Genomic DNA, 17915 nt, shown 5'->3' on the forward strand with positions numbered 1-17915 from the left:
AAATGCTCTATGATAAGAGAAAATCATTCAAATGCCTAACTGCTGGGAGACTTCCAATGACGATATTACGTGCAGATCATGCCTTAACCGATCTCTTGCGCGCGCTTCAAATCGACGTCATCACCGCTCACAAAACACAAGTGAACACCGAATGGGTCGATATGGATTACGTGCCAGAATATAATAAGCTCTATTACATAGTAGATGGAGAAGGCTGGCTGAAGGTAGACAATCAGGAGATGCTTCCATCACCAGGTGAGATCTGCTTGATGCCTGCTTTCACGAAACAATCCTATTCCATTATCAAAGGTAAGAAGCCTTTCCTGAAATATTGGTGCCACTTCACGGCATCAATCGGACCCTTCGACTTATTCCAATGGATCGGCGTACCGCTGCGCATTGGACTTGCCGATCAAGAAGAAATGACCGCATTGTTCAAGCTGCTTGTCAGCCTGCGCCAAAGCGATTCGGTCATCTCACGGCTGCGCGAGAAATCGATTATGCTGGAGATTATAGCGCGGTATTTGGAGCATGTACCGATCACGATTTTGCAGCATCGCTCTGAGGATCTGAAACGAATTCAATTCATTCAGGAGTATATCGACATCCATATGGCCGGCCATTTGCGTATCGAGGATATGGCGAAGGCGGCTCATCTGCATCCGAATTATTTTATCGCTTATTTCAAGAAACATTTTGGAGTGCCGCCGCTCAAATACGTCAGCCGCAAGCGAGTTGATAAAGCGAAAATCTTATTGTCGAGCACGACGCAGAGCATAAAGGAAATTGCCGATCAGATCGGATTCAAGGAAACGAACCATTTCGCCAAATTTTTCCGCAAAGAAACCGGGCAAAGCCCGACGGAATATCGTACGCTCCATACGTAAATAAAACAAAAAGGCGTTCCGCTGCAGGTTTGAAGCTGCAAATCGGATCGCCTTTTTTTATTAAGCTATAGATTCTTCATTGTAGATACCATTACCTCGCCTGTCAGCCATCTGCGCATAAGCAGTAAGATGAGCAGCGTCGGCAGCGATATTAGGGCACCAGAGAGGAGCAGGTCGGCCTGCGAATATACGGGTCCGGCTTCGCCGATCTCGTTCATCGCGTTAACAAACGTCATGAGCGGCGGAAACGTCTGCGGATTCGTCAGGTGGATGAGAGACTGCGTGAACGAGCCCCACAGCATGACGAAATGAAGGGCTCCGAGTGCAAGAAGCGGCTTCCAGATGGAAGGTATATACACGTTGAAGAAGATGAACGTCTCTCCTCGGCCGGATGCTGCCGCTTCTTCCCTGCGACTGCTATATTTGCTGTTAAAGATACTCTTCAAGATGAAGATGGGCAGAATCGAGAAGAATCCCGTGAAGAATAACGGAAATATCGTATTGCTCATATATAAGTTTCGATAAAACAAATATTCATGAAACGTCGAGCTGCTGATGGTCAGCAAAGCCAGCAGTATGAGCTTATACAGCCCCCTGCCCGGTAGATCCTTGACGGTCAGCGGGAAAGCAAGCGCCGCCGTAATTATCATGAAGATGGTGACTGCCCCCAAGTCCATGACGATGTAAAGCACATAGCGATAAGGAGAAAGCAGCGTATGCAGTGCGGTTCCGGACAATTGGAAAGCGAACGGATAAATGAACAGTAAGTACAGCATGATCAATACAGCAGAGGTAAGCACGACGCTGATAAGGATGCCGGCGATATTTTTCCCTTTTCCGGATGATTGGATGGAAGCAACGCCGCTAGATGAAGTGAACATATCACGTGCGAACAGCCCTCGAATGAGAAAGTACGCAAGCAATGAGCAAGTAAACTGAACGATAAACTGAAATACTGCCAGCGGACCAGCCATGTTGAATTCGCCATTCATAAACACGGTTCGGAAGCCAAAGCTATCCAACGTATCCCCTGCCTCAAATACGAGCGGATTGACGAGCAGTCGCTGCAGCTCCGAATCCAACGTGAGAATCGAGCCAAGCTGCATTAGCATGAAAGCAGTAACCGCCTTCATTGCGGGGATGACATTACGGTGCAAGTATGTACTGCGGATTCGAATGCTTCCGCCATCCATCGCCGCTTGTCTTGCGCTAATCGCCGTAAGCGCGATGAGAATAGGAATGCCGCAGGTTTTGAGCACTTCGACTGCAACAAGTACAGTTGGAAACAGCTCCGCATGGGCGAGCGGCATGGAATGGATCCCAAACGGAGAACGGCTTTGGGATAACGTGAGCATCGTGATATAGCCGATAATCGCAGATGGGATGAAATAGGGCATCAGAAGCAAGGTAGTTAGACCGCTTCTGAGTCTGCTGAACTTAATGCTGCTAAGAGCGAGTGATGCAGCTAGTGCGAAGATACCGCTGACGGCCGTATAAGCGAGCTTCATGGATAACGTATTGCTAAGTACGGATGTAAATGCAGGCAGGTTGAATACATGGCGGAAATTCGCCAGCCCGACCCATTCACTGCTGAACAGCCCCTTATAGATCACGAAATTGACGAATGAGCCGTACAACATCATGAAGAATGGAATCCCTTTGAAAATAAACCAAAGCAGTAAAGGCGGGATGACGAGCAAATAATGCATCCGGTACTTCCAAATTCTCTGCAGCATGGCGATGACTTCCTCCTAATTGTTATCCTTCTTATTTATCCTCTCCCCTTCTATTCGATAAAAAAGAGGATTGTCCCTCTGTCACCTTCCGGTGACTTTGGAACAATCCTCTTCTCTATAACAACTATCTGCGAATACGGTTACCGAAGTATTCTTTGGTATCGGAGCTAAAGCCCAGTGTTAGCGGCCCAAGAAGTTGGTCATCGTCTGTTTTATAAGTAACAAGAACTACGTTGCCTTTCTTAGCTACATAATCCTCGTATGCTTTCTTCTTTCCATCTTGCGGGAAGAGTGCTGCATCGGAAGCAGGAACGATTGTTACTTCTGCTTCGTCTTTCTTCGTTACCACATGCTTCTTCTGATCATCGGAAAGCTGTTTCCAAGCAAGCTCGCGATATTCAGTTACTTGCGCTGGGGACAATGCGGCAGATTGCTCTGACACTACCAGGAAGTGAAGCGGGCTGATTGGCGGAAGGCTCTTCGTCATTGCAGGACCATAGTAAGCACGAACTTTCATGCCAGCTTTCAAAGCAGACCATTCCAGCGGTTGACGCTCGTTATCACGAATTGTTGTTTCTTTACCGGAGTTAAGTACAAGCGTTGTTTCTTTTCCGTCACCGAATTTAACTTGCCAGCCATCGGTTGTTTTCTCAACGGATTGAATAACATCTTCTTTAACCAAGCGCTCTGTTCCAACTACAACCTTCACAGCATGCGACTGACCTGGGTAGCTCATCGCCACGATTGGGCCGTATTCAGATGTAAGCTCCAAGCCTGCTTTCAAATCTTTAGCAGCGAATGGCTTGCCTTCTTGATTCGTAAGTACGGTTTCTTTATCGACAGTAAGTACGATCCAATTGTTTTGGCCTCTGCCAAGTACGCTGATCTGAACGGAACCGTCTTGAGTAGGACGAACATCTTCGATAATGCCGGACACATGAATCAAATTGGATTCGCCTTCCTCCGGTTGATTTTTAGATGTCAGTTCCAGAACCTTGGTTCTTGCGTTATAGTGCAGCTCGTAACCTAGCGCTGCCGCTTCGGCGCGTGCTGGGAGATAGGCTTGACCATTAATAAAAACGGGCTCCAAGGAAGTTGCTTTTCCGTCTACAGTAACATCAATGTCACCGCGGAGGAATCCATTCACTTTCTTCATAAAACCGGATGCCTCTACCGCTGCTGTTGTTCCAAGTAGCCCCGCTATCGTTGCTACAATGATGAGTTTCTTCTTATTCATTATTTCGTGCTCCCTTCGCGATCTATTCTATTGGTTGTAGGGCCCTACATGTTCTCTCAGACGTGCCTACCTACAGAAAGGTTGCAATAAAAAATAAAAAACGATCTGGACGCTATCATCCAGACCGGAGCAAGCTTAATTATGATCATCCTCATACCATGGATTTAAATGGACCAACACTTCATCTACTTCCGGATGTGCGTCCATCAATTTCTTCTTAATGGTTCTAATGATATCATGTCCTTCTTGTATGGTAAGCGTCCCGAGAACCGCAACCCTGGCATCCACCAATACGTAGTGGCCATGCTCTCTCGCGCGCAGTCGATCAATGCGTTTCACTTCGGGAACCTCGCGCAAATGTTCCGTAATATCCTCGATTTTCTCCGGACTTAGACTCTTGTCCATCAAGACATCTGCTGTCTCACGAGCCATATCGATCCCAAGCTTCAATACAAGCAGCGATACGATGACCCCTGCGGCGGGATCTCCATAGCTGAGCCAGCTAATATCAAACTTCTCACCCACCCAGCCAAGACCAATCCCGACTGTAGCCGCCAAGGATGCATAGACATCTGCTAAATGGTCGTACGCTGTAGCGAGCATCGCCTTACTCTTCGATTCCTTACCTATACGCATCGTATACATATATAGGATTTGCTTGGCAATCAGTGAAACAATCGCTGCGGCAAGTGCGATAAGATGCGCTTCTGTCGGCGGCTCGAAGAACGTGAGAACGGCATGATACCCCATATATAATGCTGCTGCTATGAGGATAAAAGCAACGATTCCCGCTCCAAGCACCTCAGCCTTGCCATGTCCGTAAGGATGATCCTCATCCGGCGGCTTGCCCGAAACGCGCATCGAGCTGTACGCTGTAGCGGTTGCAATAACGTCGCCGGCATTGTGAATCCCGTCCGCAATGAGAACCTGACTCTGAAACAAGATCCCGACAATTAACTTAATACCAGTCAGAAGCACATTGCTGATCAGAGAGATCCACATCGCGACGATTGATGCTTTGCTATCCATGCGTCCCTCTTCATTCCCCTCTTCTGCCTTAGTTCATAATAATGGAGATATTACACTTTATGACATTCAAACGCAAGGTACAGAACGTAAAACAGGCTCTTCCGAATTAGTCGGAAAAGCCTGTTTTGCATGAAGCGATTATTGCTGGCCTGCTGCTGCTTTCGCTTGTCTGGCGAGCTCAGGCAGATGTGCTTGATTCTCTTGAATTTGTCGCAGATGGCGCATCCTTTCACTGCGTTCCCCCCGCCAAAAGCTGCATGTTTCATATAATTGTTAAAACCGAGCAAGTCCCCAGGCCTAATATCGAGAGGTACAGCCGGAAGATCCGAGCGACCTATTCCCCACTGTGCCTGCATATCTGCCGTATGAATCTGTTCCTTCAGGATTTCGGTGAACTGATCACCGATATAATGGCTGCCCGGAATGACTCGCAGCGCACCTGTTTCCTTCGTTACCGGATCTAAGTAGAAGGCTACATTGAGGCTCTTGAGATTACCCGGCCAACGCTTATCTATCGAGGTGGCGGAATGCCAGCCCGTGTCTCCGACATATTTATTGCCAGCACTCGTCAAATAATTGTAGTCCTCACCAAGCAGCGTCGAACAACAATAGTATTCCTGCAGCTTGTCAGCTTTTCTCCGTTTAACGATGAATTAACTGCTCTCTGCGCGGCCCCACGGACACGGTCGACACACGAACACCAATCGAAGTTTCTACAAAATGGACATACTCCTGCGCCTCATGCGGCAGCTCGTCAAAGGTTCTCGCTTCCGATATCGAGCACTTCCAGCCGGGCAGCGACGTCCAAATCGGCTTGGCATGTTCAAGCTGCGACGTAACGGGAAACCGCTCTGTCATCGTTCCATCTGCCAGCAGGTAACCGGTACAGACCGGAATTTGTTCCAGGTAGCCGAGCACATCGAGGTTAGTAAGCGCGGCTTCCGTTGCACCTTGCACCATGCAGCCATACTTTGTCGCAACAGCGTCAAACCAGCCAACACGTCTCGGGCGCCCGGTTGTCGCGCCGAACTCGCCTGCATCCCCGCCGCGGAGCCGCAGCTCCTGCGCTTCTTCCCCGCTTAGTTCAGTAACAAACGGTCCAGCACCTACACAGCTGGAGTAAGCTTTCGTAACCGCAATGACATGGCCGATTGCGTAAGGCGGAATTCCAGCACCTACAGCTGCAAAACCGGATAAGGTAGAAGAGGATGTCGAATACGGATAGATACCATGATCGGGATCACGGAGGGCACCAAGTTGACCTTCGACCAGAATGGACTCGCCTCTCATCCATGCTTCATGCAGCATGGTTGTCGTATCCGCCAGATAAGGACGAAGCTTCTCTCCATACGTCATGAGCTCCAAGATGAAATCATCTGCTTTCACAGGCTGATGCCCATATAAGTGCTGCAGTGTGACGTTCTTTGCTGCGAGCATCTGCTCCAAGCGCCGATAAAGACGATCCTTATCGAACAGCTCTGCTGCTTGAATGCCCAGCTTCGCGTACTTATCCGCATAGAAAGGCGCGATTCCGCGTCTCGTCGAACCGAAGCTGTGCTCACCAAGTCGATCTTCTTCTAGTTCATCGAATTGTACATGGATCGGCACCACAACCTGCGCCCGCTCTGAAACGACCACTTTCGGTTTCGGCACACCACGCACTTGCAGCTCTTCGATTTCTCGCATCAGCACGTTCACATCAACAGCTGTGCCTGGGCCGATTACATTCGTCACATTCGGATAAAACACACCGGATGGCAGCATGTGCAAAGCAAATTTCCCATAGCTGTTAATGATCGTATGACCTGCGTTGCTGCCCCCTTGAAAACGAACGACATACGAAGACTGCGCTGCCAGCACGTCAGTTAGCTTCCCCTTGCCTTCATCTCCCCAATTTGCACCTACAATGGCCGTTACCGTCATAGAGCCACGCCTCCCAAATGTTGATCCTTCCTTGCAAATTTGATTATAATGGAACTACTCGCATCAAAATAATTGATATTACTTATATCAGATATTAGGTGAACGAATGACTATTAATTCGGAATGGTATCGAAGCTTCTATTGGACAGCCAAGACAGGCAGTCTGTCACGCGCTGCGGAGAAGCTGCATATTACGCAGCCCGCAGTAAGCCATATTATCAAGCAGCTGGAAGGCGCACTCGGCGGCCAGCTATTCTTCCGTTCAGCTAAAGGCGTTATTCTGACAGCAGAAGGTGATGTGTTATTTCGTTATATCGAGCAGGCGTTCAGCTTCATGGAAGCAGGCGAGAAGCGAATCGCGGAGATGCATGACCTAGAGAGCGGAGAAATCCGAATCGGGGCGAGCGATACATTATGCAAGCATTATCTAATGCCTTACTTGGAGCAGTTTCATGAGCAATTTCCGCAAGTTCGCATCCATGTCACCAATCGGACTACCCCGGAAACGATTGACTTGTTAACCGATGGCAAGATCGATTTCGGCATTATTAATCTGCCGGCTGACAATGCCAAAATCGATATAAAGCGAAGTCTCCCCCAACAGGACTGTTTGGTAGGCAGCAAGAAGTACGCCGATTTAGCGAGTTCTTCGCCGCTTGCCTTACAAGAGCTGCACCAGTATCCACTCTTAATGTTAGAGCCTGGAGGCAGTACAAGACGCCATCTCAGCGAATGGGCTGCCGAGCAAGGCATCCAGCTGCAGCCGGAGCTTGAGCTCGGCAGTATTGATCTGCTCTTGCAATTCGCAATCCGAGGGTTCGGGCTTGCCTTCGTTATCCGTAACTATATCGAGCCTGAACTGGCTTCCGGCGAGCTGGTAGAGATCCCGCTTCAACCACCGTTGCCGGAGCGCTACATCGGTATCGGTACATTACGAGGCGTACCGCTTTCGGCGGCATCCAAACGGTTTCTAACCTTACTGCCCTTAACATAAAAAAAGCCACCTAACGGTTGCAAGAACCGTCTTAGGCGGCTTTCATTTTGGCGGAAGCGGTGGAAGCCACTCCCCTTGTTTAATTAATCGAACCCCTGCTTCGCAAACACCGTAGCTCCGCCACTGGCAGGTATAACACAGCGTATTAATATCTTCCGGAACTACGTTTGCCCTTACGCGATCAACGACGTCCGACCAGCGCAATTCCATATCGTAGGTAAAGCTAAGCTTTTGCAAGATCCGTTCATCATGTTTCGCAACGGAATCATTATGACAATGCGGCTCCACATCTGACGGGAAGCACGCGCATAAATCGTCAGGACCTTTGACAATGGTAATACGTGAATCAGGCTCATCTCGCAGCTTGTTGTACACGATCGTCATATTCTCTGCGAAGTCCGCTGAATACCCCATCCCTCGAAAACCTAATAAACATAATAAATGATGCCCACGTAATTGAATCGTCATTTTATCCCACCTCAACAAGGCTTACCTATTCTTGACCCGATACCAGTACGAATAGCTCTCTTGATAGTTCAGCTTCCGATTCAAGCGATTCGCAGGCCCATTGCTCTGGACGACAAGCAAATACCCCTTCGCAGCCCCATTCTCTCTCGCCCAATGAAGCATATGACGGATCATCTGCTCCCCATACCCCTGATTGCGATGCGCTTCCGCTGTTACGATATCATACAAACCTATGTAGCCTCGTTCTAGTACACCTAGCCCACAGGCGACCGGCTCATTGTTTACTACTAATGTGAAAAAGCCTTGCTGCTGTTTCGAGCTTGTTATGATTTGAGCTGCGAGCTGCTTATTCGTTCCTGTTAACCGATTCATCTCGCACATCGTTTCAAGCCACGTTTCGCTCATCACATCTTCAATGATTACTCCCGGCAACTCCGGTACTGGCACATCGGCTAAGCTTTCTATTATCATAACACGGGATGGGTCTGCGATGGCATACCCGCGACGCTCCAGATTTTGATCCAAGGCTGCAGGGCCGAAAGGCGTTATTTTGAAAATCGTATCCAGACCTGCGCTGTCGTACATTGTTTCGCATGCTGCAATTCGTTCTTCTAATTGGTGTTCATCGCCGGTGTAAAGTGCGGATACGGAATTGGACCGTTTCGTATAGCCTGCAGCAAACCGGAGCAGCCATCCGTCATAAACGACCGTCTGCAACGATGGCCAGGCATTGAGCGTCAATTCTTCTACTATTTTGTTCATTGGTTATGAAGGCTCCTTTCGGCGAAATAAGTATAAATATACAACATAGTGGTTAATTATTCAATAATTCTTCACTTCATCCTACTCATAATAAATGTTAAAATGAGACAAGCATCCACTTAGAAAGGCGGAGATAAAGATGGCACAGCTAATCGCACCTAGTACATATACTCCCTTCGAGAATGAAGAAGAGCAAATACAGAAATTGAAAGAATGGGGCCTGCTCTCCGAGAAAGCCTCCAAATCCAAACCATTTCTCTATAAAAATAACGGCGTTCATACCGTCTGCTCTATTGTCGGCTATGTTGATAAAATGACAGCCGTCCTAGAGCTGGATGACAAACAGCATTGCATTCATCCTTCCTACTTGAAGGAGATGCAAACGGGAAGCTTCGGACAGAGACAGACGACAGCAGCAGAAGATGAAGCTGGTGAAGCGGAAGATGTCCCAGCAGCAGCAGCAATTACCGATCAAGCTGTTGAAGTAGAGTTGAAAGATACGCCGGAAGCAGCAACTGTAGTGGTAGCAGCCGCATTGGCTGTTGAAGAGCCCGCAGCCGAGAGCCCCGCCAAGTCAGAGGAAAAACCTGCGAAGAAAGAGAAAGCAAAGAAAGAGAAGGCGCCGAAGCTGGAGCTCCCTGAAGAGAAAGTGAAGATGAGAGCGACGGTCAAGGAATTTACAACCGTTCCGAACAACTTCTCTGATACGGATGACGAGGTTGTCATTTACGAGGAAGTGTCGATCGCAGAGCCAGCCCTTGAACTAGGCGCAGCCTGGTCCAGTCATAGCAATACGCTGAAGAAACTAGAGCTTGAAGTTGGCGACATCATCACGTTCGAATGCAAAATCGTCGCCAAGAAACTAACGAAACATCCCGTCGCCTATAAGATCAACAATCCCGGCAAAATTACGAAGGAAGAATCCTAATCGAGCGATTCTTTCATAAAGCCTACAGAGAAGCCATGAATCAATCATGGCTTCTTTTTTCGTTTTACAGATAATTCGACCTTTTTCAAGCTTTATCTTATGAAATTACAGCTGTAAGGAAATACTACTACATACGAAGAATACTCATTTGCAAGCCCGTAAATCGATGCTTTACGATCGGTCAGAGAAAGGAGCTCCTCCAACCTATGCAATCGAACTATGATCCCGTAAACGGAGAAAATCTTTCAGGCCCCGCTTCAAACCCGGGCTCAGCTTCTACTGTGAAGCGCAAGCTGCACCCGAGTGTAGATTTGCAATTTGATCGCACATGGCTTCATCAATTGCAAGAACGCGTCGACCGTAACGGTCCTTGGGACGAGTGGACGATGTACCAACTGGCTATTGAAGCCGAACAGTCGAAGCTGGTTGAGAGCTTCGATGATTTGCAATGCTTGCGCAGCCTCCCATCCTTCGAGCCGATGCCGCATCAAATCAGCACTGCCCGCAAGGTGCTGCATGAAATGAGCGGCCGTGCCATTCTCGCCGATGAGGTTGGACTTGGCAAAACGATAGAAGCTGGCCTAGTGCTGAAAGAATATATGGTTCGCGGACTTGTGAAACGTGCTCTCATCTTAGTTCCGGCTTCACTTGTCTTGCAGTGGGTGCGAGAGCTGAACAGTAAATTCGGCATCTCTGCCGTTGCGCAGAAGAAGGACCATTCCTGGGCCTATGATGTCGTCGTAGCTTCGATGGATACTGCTAAACGTGAGCCTCATCGGGAGAAGCTGCTCGGACAAGATTACGATATGATCATTATCGATGAAGCGCACAAGCTGAAGAACAAGAAAACAACCAATTATCAATTCGTGAATCTGCTGCGCAAAAAGTACTGTCTGCTGCTTACCGCTACGCCGGTTCAGAACGATTTGGACGAATTATTCAACTTAATTACATTGCTCAAACCGGGGCAACTGGGCGGACAAAGCGAGTTTGCGGCAAATTTCGTTGTGGACAAGCGGATACCGAAGAATGAGGAGCAGCTGCATGAAGCGCTCTCCTCCGTCATGATTCGCAATCGTCGCGGTGATGGCGGCATTCAATTTACGAAGCGGATCGTAAAGAACATACCGCTGTCTCTCTCTACGGAGGAGCAGGCGTTATACGATGCGGTCACCAAATTTGTGCATGATCGCGTCGATGAAAGCCAAGGGGATTGGTCCAGCCTGCTCTCCCTCGTCACGCTGCAAAGAGAAGTTTGCAGCAGCCGGGATGCCGTATTCCTTACCCTGGTCAACATGTTCAAGAAGACGGCAGAAGACTCTCCGCTGAGGGCGAAAATCTGGGAGCTCGTTGAAGTTATCCGCGGCATTAACGCCAATACGAAAGCAGAGAAAACGATGGAGCTCGTTCGCGAGATGAACGATAAAGTGATCATTTTCACGGAGTATCGAGCCACGCAGGAATATCTGCTTCAATATTTCCGCGCCAACAATATAGTGGCGGTCCCCTATCGAGGCGGGATGAACCGAGGCAAGAAGGATTGGATGATGGACCTGTTCCGCGGACGAGCGCAGGTGCTTATTGCAACGGAGGCCGGCGGCGAAGGAATCAATCTGCAGTTCTGCCATCACATGATCAATTTCGATCTGCCTTGGAACCCGATGCGAGTCGAACAGCGAATCGGACGCGTCCATCGGTTAGGGCAAACGAGCGACGTACGCATCTATAACCTTTGCACGATAGGTACCATTGAGGAGCATATCGTCAGTCTGCTGCATGAGAAAATCAATCTATTCGAGCTCGTAATTGGGGAGCTTGACCATATCTTGGAGCGCTTCGAGAAGAGCGAAACGCTGGAACAACGGCTTGCCCGCTTGATGCTGGAGTCTGGGGGCAATCAGGAGATGCTGCGCAAACAGATCGACGATCTGGGCAATTCACTTAGTCAAATTCGGGACGAGGTCGAATTGGAAGATCCTATTGATATGGGCGCGATTAATGCCGTCATGAACGCCGTAGGACAAACGATTGAGGTGAGACCATGAATGAACGTCAAATACACAAGTTTGTTCAGCGCTACTTAGAGACGACCAGCTGCCAGATTATCGAGAAATCGCCGGCTCACTTTCAGGTGAAGCTTTCGCCGCGCGCAGACCGTGATTTGACGAATCGGCCCTATTATTGGAGCTTCGTCGACCGCACAGGCGCCGATCCGGAAACGATGTCCATGCTGCTCGTGACGGATAAGCAGAAATACGATCAGGTACAGGCTGCAGCTGCTGCAGCCCCACCTCCACCAGCCGAAAGCGCAGCGAACGCTGCTGCAAATGCGGCATTAAGCCGCTCCTTCGGTCATATTCACGGTACGCTGAATACGAATGTCCGCGTTCCGCGCGAGGATTTGTATTATGGCTCACGTCGATTGAATCAGCTCTTCGAATCTGCTCGCAGCGGCGGCAGCTACTTATGTTTGTTCCAGGAACCGGAGAAACGAAGCGCCCACCCGCTTCATTCAACTGCTTACAGCGCTTGGCTCGGGGTTAATATGAAAGTAGAGTTCGCCTGCGACATGAAACGAGAAGAAATCCATTCGTTCGGCGTTTCGCTGGCAACCGGACAATGCGTCGAGCAATTTCATGATCGGCTGATGACACATCGCATGACTCCTAAGCTGCCGCCTAATGTGCACACAGCCAAAAACGCGTACTCCCTTAATAAAGCGGCTGCCATTGCAGAGCAAACGCTCGAGCGTAAGCTTCGCACCTATGATTACTCGTGGGCACAGGCAGCAGCTGAGCGTTTGACTGATGAGCTGTCGACCATCAATCATTATTATGAGCCTCTTCTGGCATCGGCCGAAGAAGAGAACAAGCAGCTCATTACCGAACAGTTCGAACGCAGACAAGAAGAAATCCGCTGGCAGTATGAGCCTCGGGTCACGGCTTCTGCCATTAACTGCGGTATTTTCTATCTCCAAGGCATTGGCTAACAAGATCCCTCTTAATCCGGCAAAAATAGAACGGAGCTTGTCCCAATCCCGTGACACGTTCCTACATCCTTTTCAACGGAAGGTACGGTACAATGACGGTGAATCGGCTTTCCCATTCTACAGGAAGCAGCAGGTGATGCAGATGAAGCACTTAAGGTGGATATCGCTTTTTGCCCTAGCAGCCGCTTTCCTCTTGACGAGTACACAGGTTTCAGCCGCCGCACTTTCTTTCCAAACAGCCCCTAGTGAGCAGCATGCAGCCAAGCTCGAGCAGCAAGTTGAGGCATGGGCGGACGCGCTGTCGGCTCAGCCTCAATTTCAATCATGGAAGCAAGCAAACGCCTCCATCGTTCCCCTCGGACCGGGTACGCATGGTTGGCTGGTCACGTTTCGGCTTAATCGTCTGCCTGTTGGCTATATGATTGTTCATGCTACTGCTGAAGGCGGGTACATCCTTGGCGAATACGGCACAGGCGCGCATCCCGCTTTCGACGCCAATACGCTGTATAATTCCATGGTACGACAAGGATTGTTCACCACGTTCGCAGACGCCATAAAAAAACCGCTCCACTTGGAACGGCTCTACGTATCACCTGTACTTGCGGTTTGGAAGTATGTGGATGCCAATCAGGAAACTTATTATTTGGATGCATGGACAGGTGAAGCTTTGCCTATAACAGATCAGCTGTGGCAAGAGCAAACCAAGGCAATCGCTGCTGCGGACAAGCCTAAATTAAGTACGGCGTCGACAACAACTTTGAAACCCCTCTCGAAACTGTCCGGTGCCAAAGCCAATCAAGTTTTCGATCCTTACGAGCGATTGCCCTGGCTGACCAAATCCCCTTTGTCAAAAGAGCAAATCAAACAATTGCCTGACTTGCTTGACCATCGGAATCAAATTCGATTCACCGCAGAATTGTTTCGCGAAACGGTGCTGTTCGTTTATCCGGCCATCGGGTACCATAACTGGGATAATCACAGCCTATTTGTAGCATTTGATTCTGTAGGTACCCGCTATATCCCGATCGACCTGCTTAATCAAGAAGGCCATTTCTATAACTAACGGAGTCGATTAGCTTTCTTCTCGAGGCTTAGAACGGATGAGCTGCATCACGCCTAATCCGCCCATACCAAACCAACGTGTCAGCCAAGGCTCTCTTGATGCTTTGGCTTTTTGTCTTTTTTCTTTCCGTACTTCCTGCGGCCTGTCAATGATTTCGATCATTTTACCGGTCATAAACTTAATGTATTCTTCGGGTTTCTCAACAGCCATGTCCTTCATCTCCCTTTAACATTTCTAGTGTACCTACAGTGTCCCCGTTAATCATTTACTTCAAACATGAATGAGTTTCCTTGGTCTGTGCCACGCTAACGATAGCCATTATGGAATTGGAGGTATGGTACAGCATGCTGGAGTACCGATCTAGACGAGCACGGACTCGGTTGTTCCTGATGATCTGTTCTGTTGTCTTTTGCTCGTATATCCTAAGTCCGACTGGCATCCTGGCGGCCTATCCGCTGGATGCGCCTGCTGCCGATATTCATCTGCAAGCAGAAGCACCGCCAAGTTATCAACGAGCGCTTCCAACTGCAGAAGTCCTGATTGATGTAGGTCATGGAGGAATCGATGGCGGTGCGCACCACGAAGATATTCTGGAGAAAGATATTAACTTAGCCGTAGCCAAGAAGCTGTATTTGCTTCTGAGCGCAAACGGCATCCGCGCCATTCTTAATCGCGATGCTGACTATGCCCTTAGTGACGATAATCGCTGGAACCCTTCAGGCTCCAGGCATCGCAGGGATTTATCTCAGCGCAGCCAGTTAACGAAAGAAATTCAGACAAAGATTCTCATCAGCATCCATGTCAATTGGGCGCCGGACAGAACAGAGCACGGACCACTCGTCCTCCATCAAAACGAGGGAGAAAGCGCGCTGCTTGCGTTTTGCATCCAAGATGCACTGAATCGCAAGCACAATACGCGCCAACTCCCCCGTGTAGGTTCGCCGTTTTATTTGCTGAATGTCGTGAAACAGCCTGCCGTTATCGTGGAAATGGGATTTCTAAGCCATGAAGGTGACCGAACCATGCTGATGAATCCTCGTAAGCAGTTTCAACTGGCTGAGGCGATTTCATCAGGAGTGCGGAATTATATCCTTCTCCGCTGAAGGCACCACCATCTCAGATAACTTCACGAAGCTGGTCGTGGACTGCAGCCGCGGGATCGCATCTTTGAGTACCGCGGCTGTCAGTTTACCCGGAGGTCCAACATGACCGATAATGACGCAGCTGTCATTAGTCTCTAGATATTTTCGAAGTACCCCTACCTGCTTGGAGATATGATTCGTCGTATACACATCATCCAAGAAAACTTGATTGGATAACAGCGGCACACCGAGTTCTGCTGTCACCTTTGGCAGCACCGTCTTATAGCTTGTTCTGCTGTCCAAGAAGAACAGGCCATGTTCCTTAACGACAGTCAGTACAGCTCGCATGACACGCTCATCCGCCGTTACTTTGGAGCCCATATGGTTGTTCATGCCTACCGCATGCGGAACGGCGGCGATCGCCTCCTCCACCCGTTTGCGAATTTCAGCGTCACTCATACTCGTCGTAATGGCACCCGGTCCCAGCCATTCCGGCTTACCGCGCACCGGCTCCATCGGCATATGGACGATCACGTCGTCTCCTCTTTTGAAAGCGAGTTCTGCATCTTCCTTTGTTGTCGGCAAGAACGGCATTACGGCAACGGTAAAATGTACAGGAAGCTCCATCATCTCCGGCGTGCCCGTCATTCCGTTGCCAAAATCGTCGATGACGATCGCTACTTGTCGATGCCCCTTTAATTCTACGTGTTTCTCGTTAACGGGAGCGGCTGTTGCTGCATCGGTATGTGGAGCCAGTAATAATACTGCGGCCATGACGATGCCTGCTAGCACAGTTCTATGTTGCATCTTTTTTAGTTCTCCTTCTGTACATAAAAGTAATTACATACCTTCATCATTTGTAAATTAAGGGAAATATATGTAGCTGTTCCAAACAAGAAAGACGAGGAGGTCCTCGTCCTTCAAACCTATTGAAATATCTTTAAACCGCATAAACGGTTGCGCTAAGATTGATTGGACCAATAACAGCAGCTTCACTAGATGCAGTAAGTTTCTCCACATATAGCGAATAACCGTGTGCACCAATAGGCACGTTGATGTCGATGACTTGAAACGTGACGACACCATAATGTTCGTATCCTGCTTCTAAGCCTTGGAGTGTATAAAAGATTTCTTGAGTGCCCCGGAAAACACGGAACAGTACATCTACCACACCATCGATTGCTGCCGCGCCAATTGTCGCAATCAGCTCAACACGATTGTTAGGATGCTCATGTGCAATAAAGATGCCCAGCTCGGCTAGGATCGTTTTGGCAGGCGTTTGCGGAACCGGAATATGCACTTGGTTCGTAACGACTGCCGGCACGCTAACATTATAGTCAATAATTTTCACCATGAATGATCATCTCCTTTCCTACCAGATAGACTATTCTATGAAAATCAATATGCGTTGGTGTGGACGAGTTGTTGAAACCTATTTACGATTAACGTTAAAGAAACAAAAAACTGCCTCGTCCATTAAGACGGGCAGATTAGTTGCTTTTCTCTCGATTTCATTTTGAATTGCAGCTATATAAAAAAATAAACCCCAGAATCATCTGGGGTTGGTTTGTAAGTATGGTGCGGTCGAGAGGACTCGAACCTCCACGGCTGTTACACCACTAGAACCTGAATCTAGCGCGTCTGCCAATTCCGCCACGACCGCATCTGGCAATTACTGTTTCATTCTATCGTTTGAAGCAGTAAAAATACTTTACCATGAATAGAATAAAAGTGTCAAACATGAAGATGAATCCCTATTATTTTGCCACAACACAATTATTTCCTAATCCCTTGTCTATTGCATCTAACAGGCGGAAAGTTGTATCGCAGCAGTACTCCCAGAACATGACCCCGCGTAGTCCTTCATTCTTAACAAACTGGCATTTGTGATGAAGTGACTCCTCATCCTCATAGGTAATAAATTGATTGCCATTGTACAGGAATGGAGCTTTCGCTTCATCATCCCAGAATCGTTTATAACCATTCTTCTCAATATAGTCGGCAGCCAAACGGCTGAAATCCGGCCCGTAGCCGCCAGCTCCCGCAGTCATCTGAAGGAAGCCGTTATTGATGTCCGGTACATCCTTCCACATGCGCGAGTAGAATGCGGCGCCGATGACGATTTTCTCCCGAGGCACACCTGCTGCAACAAACATGCGTACAGAAGCCTCAACGCTGATGCGGAATAAATCACCAGTCGATGCAAACAGATTCGTATGGTGGCCGGTCAATGTCTGGAACCCGCCGCGCATGTCATAGGTCATCAATTGCACATAATCCAAATAGCGCTGAACCTGATCCATCTCGGTCCCGTCTATGTAGTATTGGTCTGCTCCAGCCGCGATGGTCAGCAGATAATGCCGGTTGTTTCGTGCGCCTAATTGATCCAGCGCTTCTCGAAGTTCTTTCAAGAGCAGCGTGAAGTTCGTTTTGTCTGCAGGGCTCGATGCGATCCCCGCAACGCCATAACACGGGTATTCCCAATCCAAATCAATCCCGTCAATCGCGTAGCTGCCTAGAATGGCTACAGCGGTTTCAGCCATCCGCTTCCTCCCGGCCGGCGTAGAGGCCGCTTCGGAGAACCCGCCTGCACTCCATCCTCCAACGGACAACAGAATCGTTAAATCAGGATTATAGGACTTAAGCGTCGGCAAACTGGCCAAATGCTTCAAATGGCCAATGCTGATTTCATCGTTGACAACATGACCGAAAGCAATGTTGATATGAGTCAGCTTCAATGCATGTTCTTGTGTTAGTTTTGGAAGCCATGAATCGCCTACGTAACCTACCGAATAATAGTTAGATGTTGATTTCATA

Annotated in this window: 18 protein-coding genes and 1 tRNA gene; 7 read left to right on the forward strand and 12 right to left on the reverse strand. The window is 48.8% G+C overall.

What is annotated here, in order from left to right; translation table 11 throughout:
* Positions 1 to 56 precede the first annotated feature (56 nt).
* Positions 57 to 887 carry an AraC family transcriptional regulator gene (locus tag AC506A_RS08670; protein ID WP_495460537.1) on the forward strand — a complete coding sequence of 277 codons (831 nt, stop codon included), beginning with the start codon at positions 57 to 59 and terminating at the stop codon, positions 885 to 887.
* A gap of 65 nt (positions 888 to 952) precedes the next feature.
* On the opposite strand, the gene AC506A_RS08675 is transcribed toward AC506A_RS08670, so the two are convergent.
* From AC506A_RS08675 to AC506A_RS08695, 5 genes are all read right to left on the reverse strand, one after another.
* Positions 953 to 2623: an ABC transporter permease family protein gene (locus AC506A_RS08675; protein WP_495460538.1), complete on the reverse strand. Its 1671-nt coding sequence runs from the start codon at positions 2621 to 2623 to the stop codon at positions 953 to 955.
* A 124-nt stretch (positions 2624 to 2747) separates the two neighbouring features.
* Positions 2748 to 3860 (reverse strand): stalk domain-containing protein, encoded by a 1113-nt coding sequence (locus AC506A_RS08680; RefSeq protein ID WP_495460539.1) that lies wholly within the window; start codon positions 3858 to 3860, stop codon positions 2748 to 2750.
* A 135-nt stretch (positions 3861 to 3995) separates the two neighbouring features.
* On the reverse strand, positions 3996 to 4889 hold the full coding sequence (locus AC506A_RS08685; protein ID WP_495460540.1) for a cation diffusion facilitator family transporter: 894 nt from the start codon (positions 4887 to 4889) through the stop codon (positions 3996 to 3998).
* Positions 4890 to 4939: 50 nt separating this feature from the next.
* Positions 4940 to 5539, reverse strand: coding sequence for a phytanoyl-CoA dioxygenase family protein (locus AC506A_RS08690; RefSeq protein ID WP_495461004.1), 600 nt, complete (start codon positions 5537 to 5539; stop codon positions 4940 to 4942).
* Positions 5532 to 6812 (reverse strand): adenylosuccinate synthase, encoded by a 1281-nt coding sequence (locus tag AC506A_RS08695; protein WP_495460541.1) that lies wholly within the window; start codon positions 6810 to 6812, stop codon positions 5532 to 5534. The genes AC506A_RS08690 and AC506A_RS08695 overlap by 8 nt, the downstream gene beginning before the upstream one ends.
* A 106-nt stretch (positions 6813 to 6918) precedes the next feature.
* Here AC506A_RS08695 and AC506A_RS08700 point away from each other — a divergent pair, with 106 nt between their 5' ends.
* Complete coding sequence (locus tag AC506A_RS08700; RefSeq protein WP_495460542.1) at positions 6919 to 7806, forward strand: LysR family transcriptional regulator; 888 nt, start codon at positions 6919 to 6921, stop codon at positions 7804 to 7806.
* Between the two features lie 42 nt (positions 7807 to 7848).
* Here the strand turns inward: AC506A_RS08700 and AC506A_RS08705 are convergent, their stop codons facing one another.
* Positions 7849 to 8274 (reverse strand): DUF1284 domain-containing protein, encoded by a 426-nt coding sequence (locus tag AC506A_RS08705; RefSeq protein ID WP_495460543.1) that lies wholly within the window; start codon positions 8272 to 8274, stop codon positions 7849 to 7851.
* Positions 8275 to 8295: 21 nt separating this feature from the next.
* Positions 8296 to 9036 carry a GNAT family N-acetyltransferase gene (locus tag AC506A_RS08710; RefSeq protein WP_495460544.1) on the reverse strand — a complete coding sequence of 247 codons (741 nt, stop codon included), beginning with the start codon at positions 9034 to 9036 and terminating at the stop codon, positions 8296 to 8298.
* A gap of 139 nt (positions 9037 to 9175) precedes the next feature.
* Between AC506A_RS08710 and AC506A_RS08715 the strand changes: the two genes are divergently transcribed.
* From AC506A_RS08715 to AC506A_RS08730, 4 genes are all read left to right on the forward strand, one after another.
* Positions 9176 to 9964 carry a hypothetical protein gene (locus AC506A_RS08715; RefSeq protein WP_495460545.1) on the forward strand — a complete coding sequence of 263 codons (789 nt, stop codon included), beginning with the start codon at positions 9176 to 9178 and terminating at the stop codon, positions 9962 to 9964.
* Positions 9965 to 10170: 206 nt separating this feature from the next.
* Complete coding sequence (locus tag AC506A_RS08720; RefSeq protein ID WP_495460546.1) at positions 10171 to 12009, forward strand: DEAD/DEAH box helicase; 1839 nt, start codon at positions 10171 to 10173, stop codon at positions 12007 to 12009.
* Positions 12006 to 12953 carry a YqhG family protein gene (locus AC506A_RS08725; protein WP_495460547.1) on the forward strand — a complete coding sequence of 316 codons (948 nt, stop codon included), beginning with the start codon at positions 12006 to 12008 and terminating at the stop codon, positions 12951 to 12953. The genes AC506A_RS08720 and AC506A_RS08725 overlap by 4 nt, the downstream gene beginning before the upstream one ends.
* A gap of 142 nt (positions 12954 to 13095) precedes the next feature.
* Positions 13096 to 14016 (forward strand): hypothetical protein, encoded by a 921-nt coding sequence (locus AC506A_RS08730; RefSeq protein ID WP_495460548.1) that lies wholly within the window; start codon positions 13096 to 13098, stop codon positions 14014 to 14016.
* 9 nt (positions 14017 to 14025) lie between these two features.
* Here AC506A_RS08730 and AC506A_RS08735 read toward each other — a convergent pair whose 3' ends face one another.
* Entirely contained in the window at positions 14026 to 14226 is a 201-nt protein-coding gene (locus AC506A_RS08735; RefSeq protein ID WP_495460549.1) for a YqzE family protein, read from the reverse strand.
* Positions 14227 to 14360: 134 nt separating this feature from the next.
* On the opposite strand from AC506A_RS08735, the gene AC506A_RS08740 reads away from it, so the two are divergent.
* Positions 14361 to 15119 (forward strand): N-acetylmuramoyl-L-alanine amidase family protein, encoded by a 759-nt coding sequence (locus AC506A_RS08740; RefSeq protein WP_495460550.1) that lies wholly within the window; start codon positions 14361 to 14363, stop codon positions 15117 to 15119.
* On the opposite strand, the gene AC506A_RS08745 is transcribed toward AC506A_RS08740, so the two are convergent.
* The 4 genes from AC506A_RS08745 to AC506A_RS08760 form a co-directional block, all read right to left on the reverse strand.
* On the reverse strand, positions 15087 to 15905 hold the full coding sequence (locus tag AC506A_RS08745) for a divergent polysaccharide deacetylase family protein (protein WP_495460551.1): 819 nt from the start codon (positions 15903 to 15905) through the stop codon (positions 15087 to 15089). The two genes, AC506A_RS08740 and AC506A_RS08745, sit on opposite strands and share 33 nt — an antisense overlap.
* A 133-nt stretch (positions 15906 to 16038) precedes the next feature.
* Complete coding sequence (locus tag AC506A_RS08750) at positions 16039 to 16452, reverse strand: exosporium protein C (protein WP_495460552.1); 414 nt, start codon at positions 16450 to 16452, stop codon at positions 16039 to 16041.
* 222 nt (positions 16453 to 16674) lie between these two features.
* Positions 16675 to 16761 (reverse strand) — tRNA-Leu (locus AC506A_RS08755).
* A gap of 94 nt (positions 16762 to 16855) precedes the next feature.
* Complete coding sequence (locus AC506A_RS08760; RefSeq protein WP_495460553.1) at positions 16856 to 17914, reverse strand: glycoside hydrolase family 18 protein; 1059 nt, start codon at positions 17912 to 17914, stop codon at positions 16856 to 16858.
* Between the last annotated feature and the right edge of the window lies 1 nt (position 17915).

It is taken from the genome of Paenibacillus sp. N22P23 (assembly GCF_059383735.1).

Bases quoted from the DNA above. Each gene is read 5' to 3' on its own strand.
- AC506A_RS08705 (WP_495460543.1), bottom strand. From the start codon at position 8,274: ATGACGATTCAATTACGTGGGCATCATTTATTATGTTTATTAGGTTTT.
- AC506A_RS08735 (WP_495460549.1), bottom strand. From the start codon at position 14,226: ATGGCTGTTGAGAAACCCGAAGAATACATTAAGTTTATGACCGGTAAA.
- AC506A_RS08670 (WP_495460537.1), top strand. From the start codon at position 57: ATGACGATATTACGTGCAGATCATGCCTTAACCGATCTCTTGCGCGCG.
- AC506A_RS08675 (WP_495460538.1), bottom strand. From the start codon at position 2,623: ATGCTGCAGAGAATTTGGAAGTACCGGATGCATTATTTGCTCGTCATC.
- AC506A_RS08760 (WP_495460553.1), bottom strand. From the start codon at position 17,914: ATGAAATCAACATCTAACTATTATTCGGTAGGTTACGTAGGCGATTCA.
- AC506A_RS08715 (WP_495460545.1), top strand. From the start codon at position 9,176: ATGGCACAGCTAATCGCACCTAGTACATATACTCCCTTCGAGAATGAA.
- AC506A_RS08730 (WP_495460548.1), top strand. From the start codon at position 13,096: ATGAAGCACTTAAGGTGGATATCGCTTTTTGCCCTAGCAGCCGCTTTC.
- AC506A_RS08710 (WP_495460544.1), bottom strand. From the start codon at position 9,036: ATGAACAAAATAGTAGAAGAATTGACGCTCAATGCCTGGCCATCGTTG.
- AC506A_RS08685 (WP_495460540.1), bottom strand. From the start codon at position 4,889: ATGGATAGCAAAGCATCAATCGTCGCGATGTGGATCTCTCTGATCAGC.
- AC506A_RS08700 (WP_495460542.1), top strand. From the start codon at position 6,919: ATGACTATTAATTCGGAATGGTATCGAAGCTTCTATTGGACAGCCAAG.
- AC506A_RS08695 (WP_495460541.1), bottom strand. From the start codon at position 6,812: ATGACGGTAACGGCCATTGTAGGTGCAAATTGGGGAGATGAAGGCAAG.
- AC506A_RS08720 (WP_495460546.1), top strand. From the start codon at position 10,171: ATGCAATCGAACTATGATCCCGTAAACGGAGAAAATCTTTCAGGCCCC.
- AC506A_RS08680 (WP_495460539.1), bottom strand. From the start codon at position 3,860: ATGAATAAGAAGAAACTCATCATTGTAGCAACGATAGCGGGGCTACTT.
- AC506A_RS08725 (WP_495460547.1), top strand. From the start codon at position 12,006: ATGAATGAACGTCAAATACACAAGTTTGTTCAGCGCTACTTAGAGACG.
- AC506A_RS08750 (WP_495460552.1), bottom strand. From the start codon at position 16,452: ATGGTGAAAATTATTGACTATAATGTTAGCGTGCCGGCAGTCGTTACG.
- AC506A_RS08740 (WP_495460550.1), top strand. From the start codon at position 14,361: ATGCTGGAGTACCGATCTAGACGAGCACGGACTCGGTTGTTCCTGATG.
- AC506A_RS08745 (WP_495460551.1), bottom strand. From the start codon at position 15,905: ATGCAACATAGAACTGTGCTAGCAGGCATCGTCATGGCCGCAGTATTA.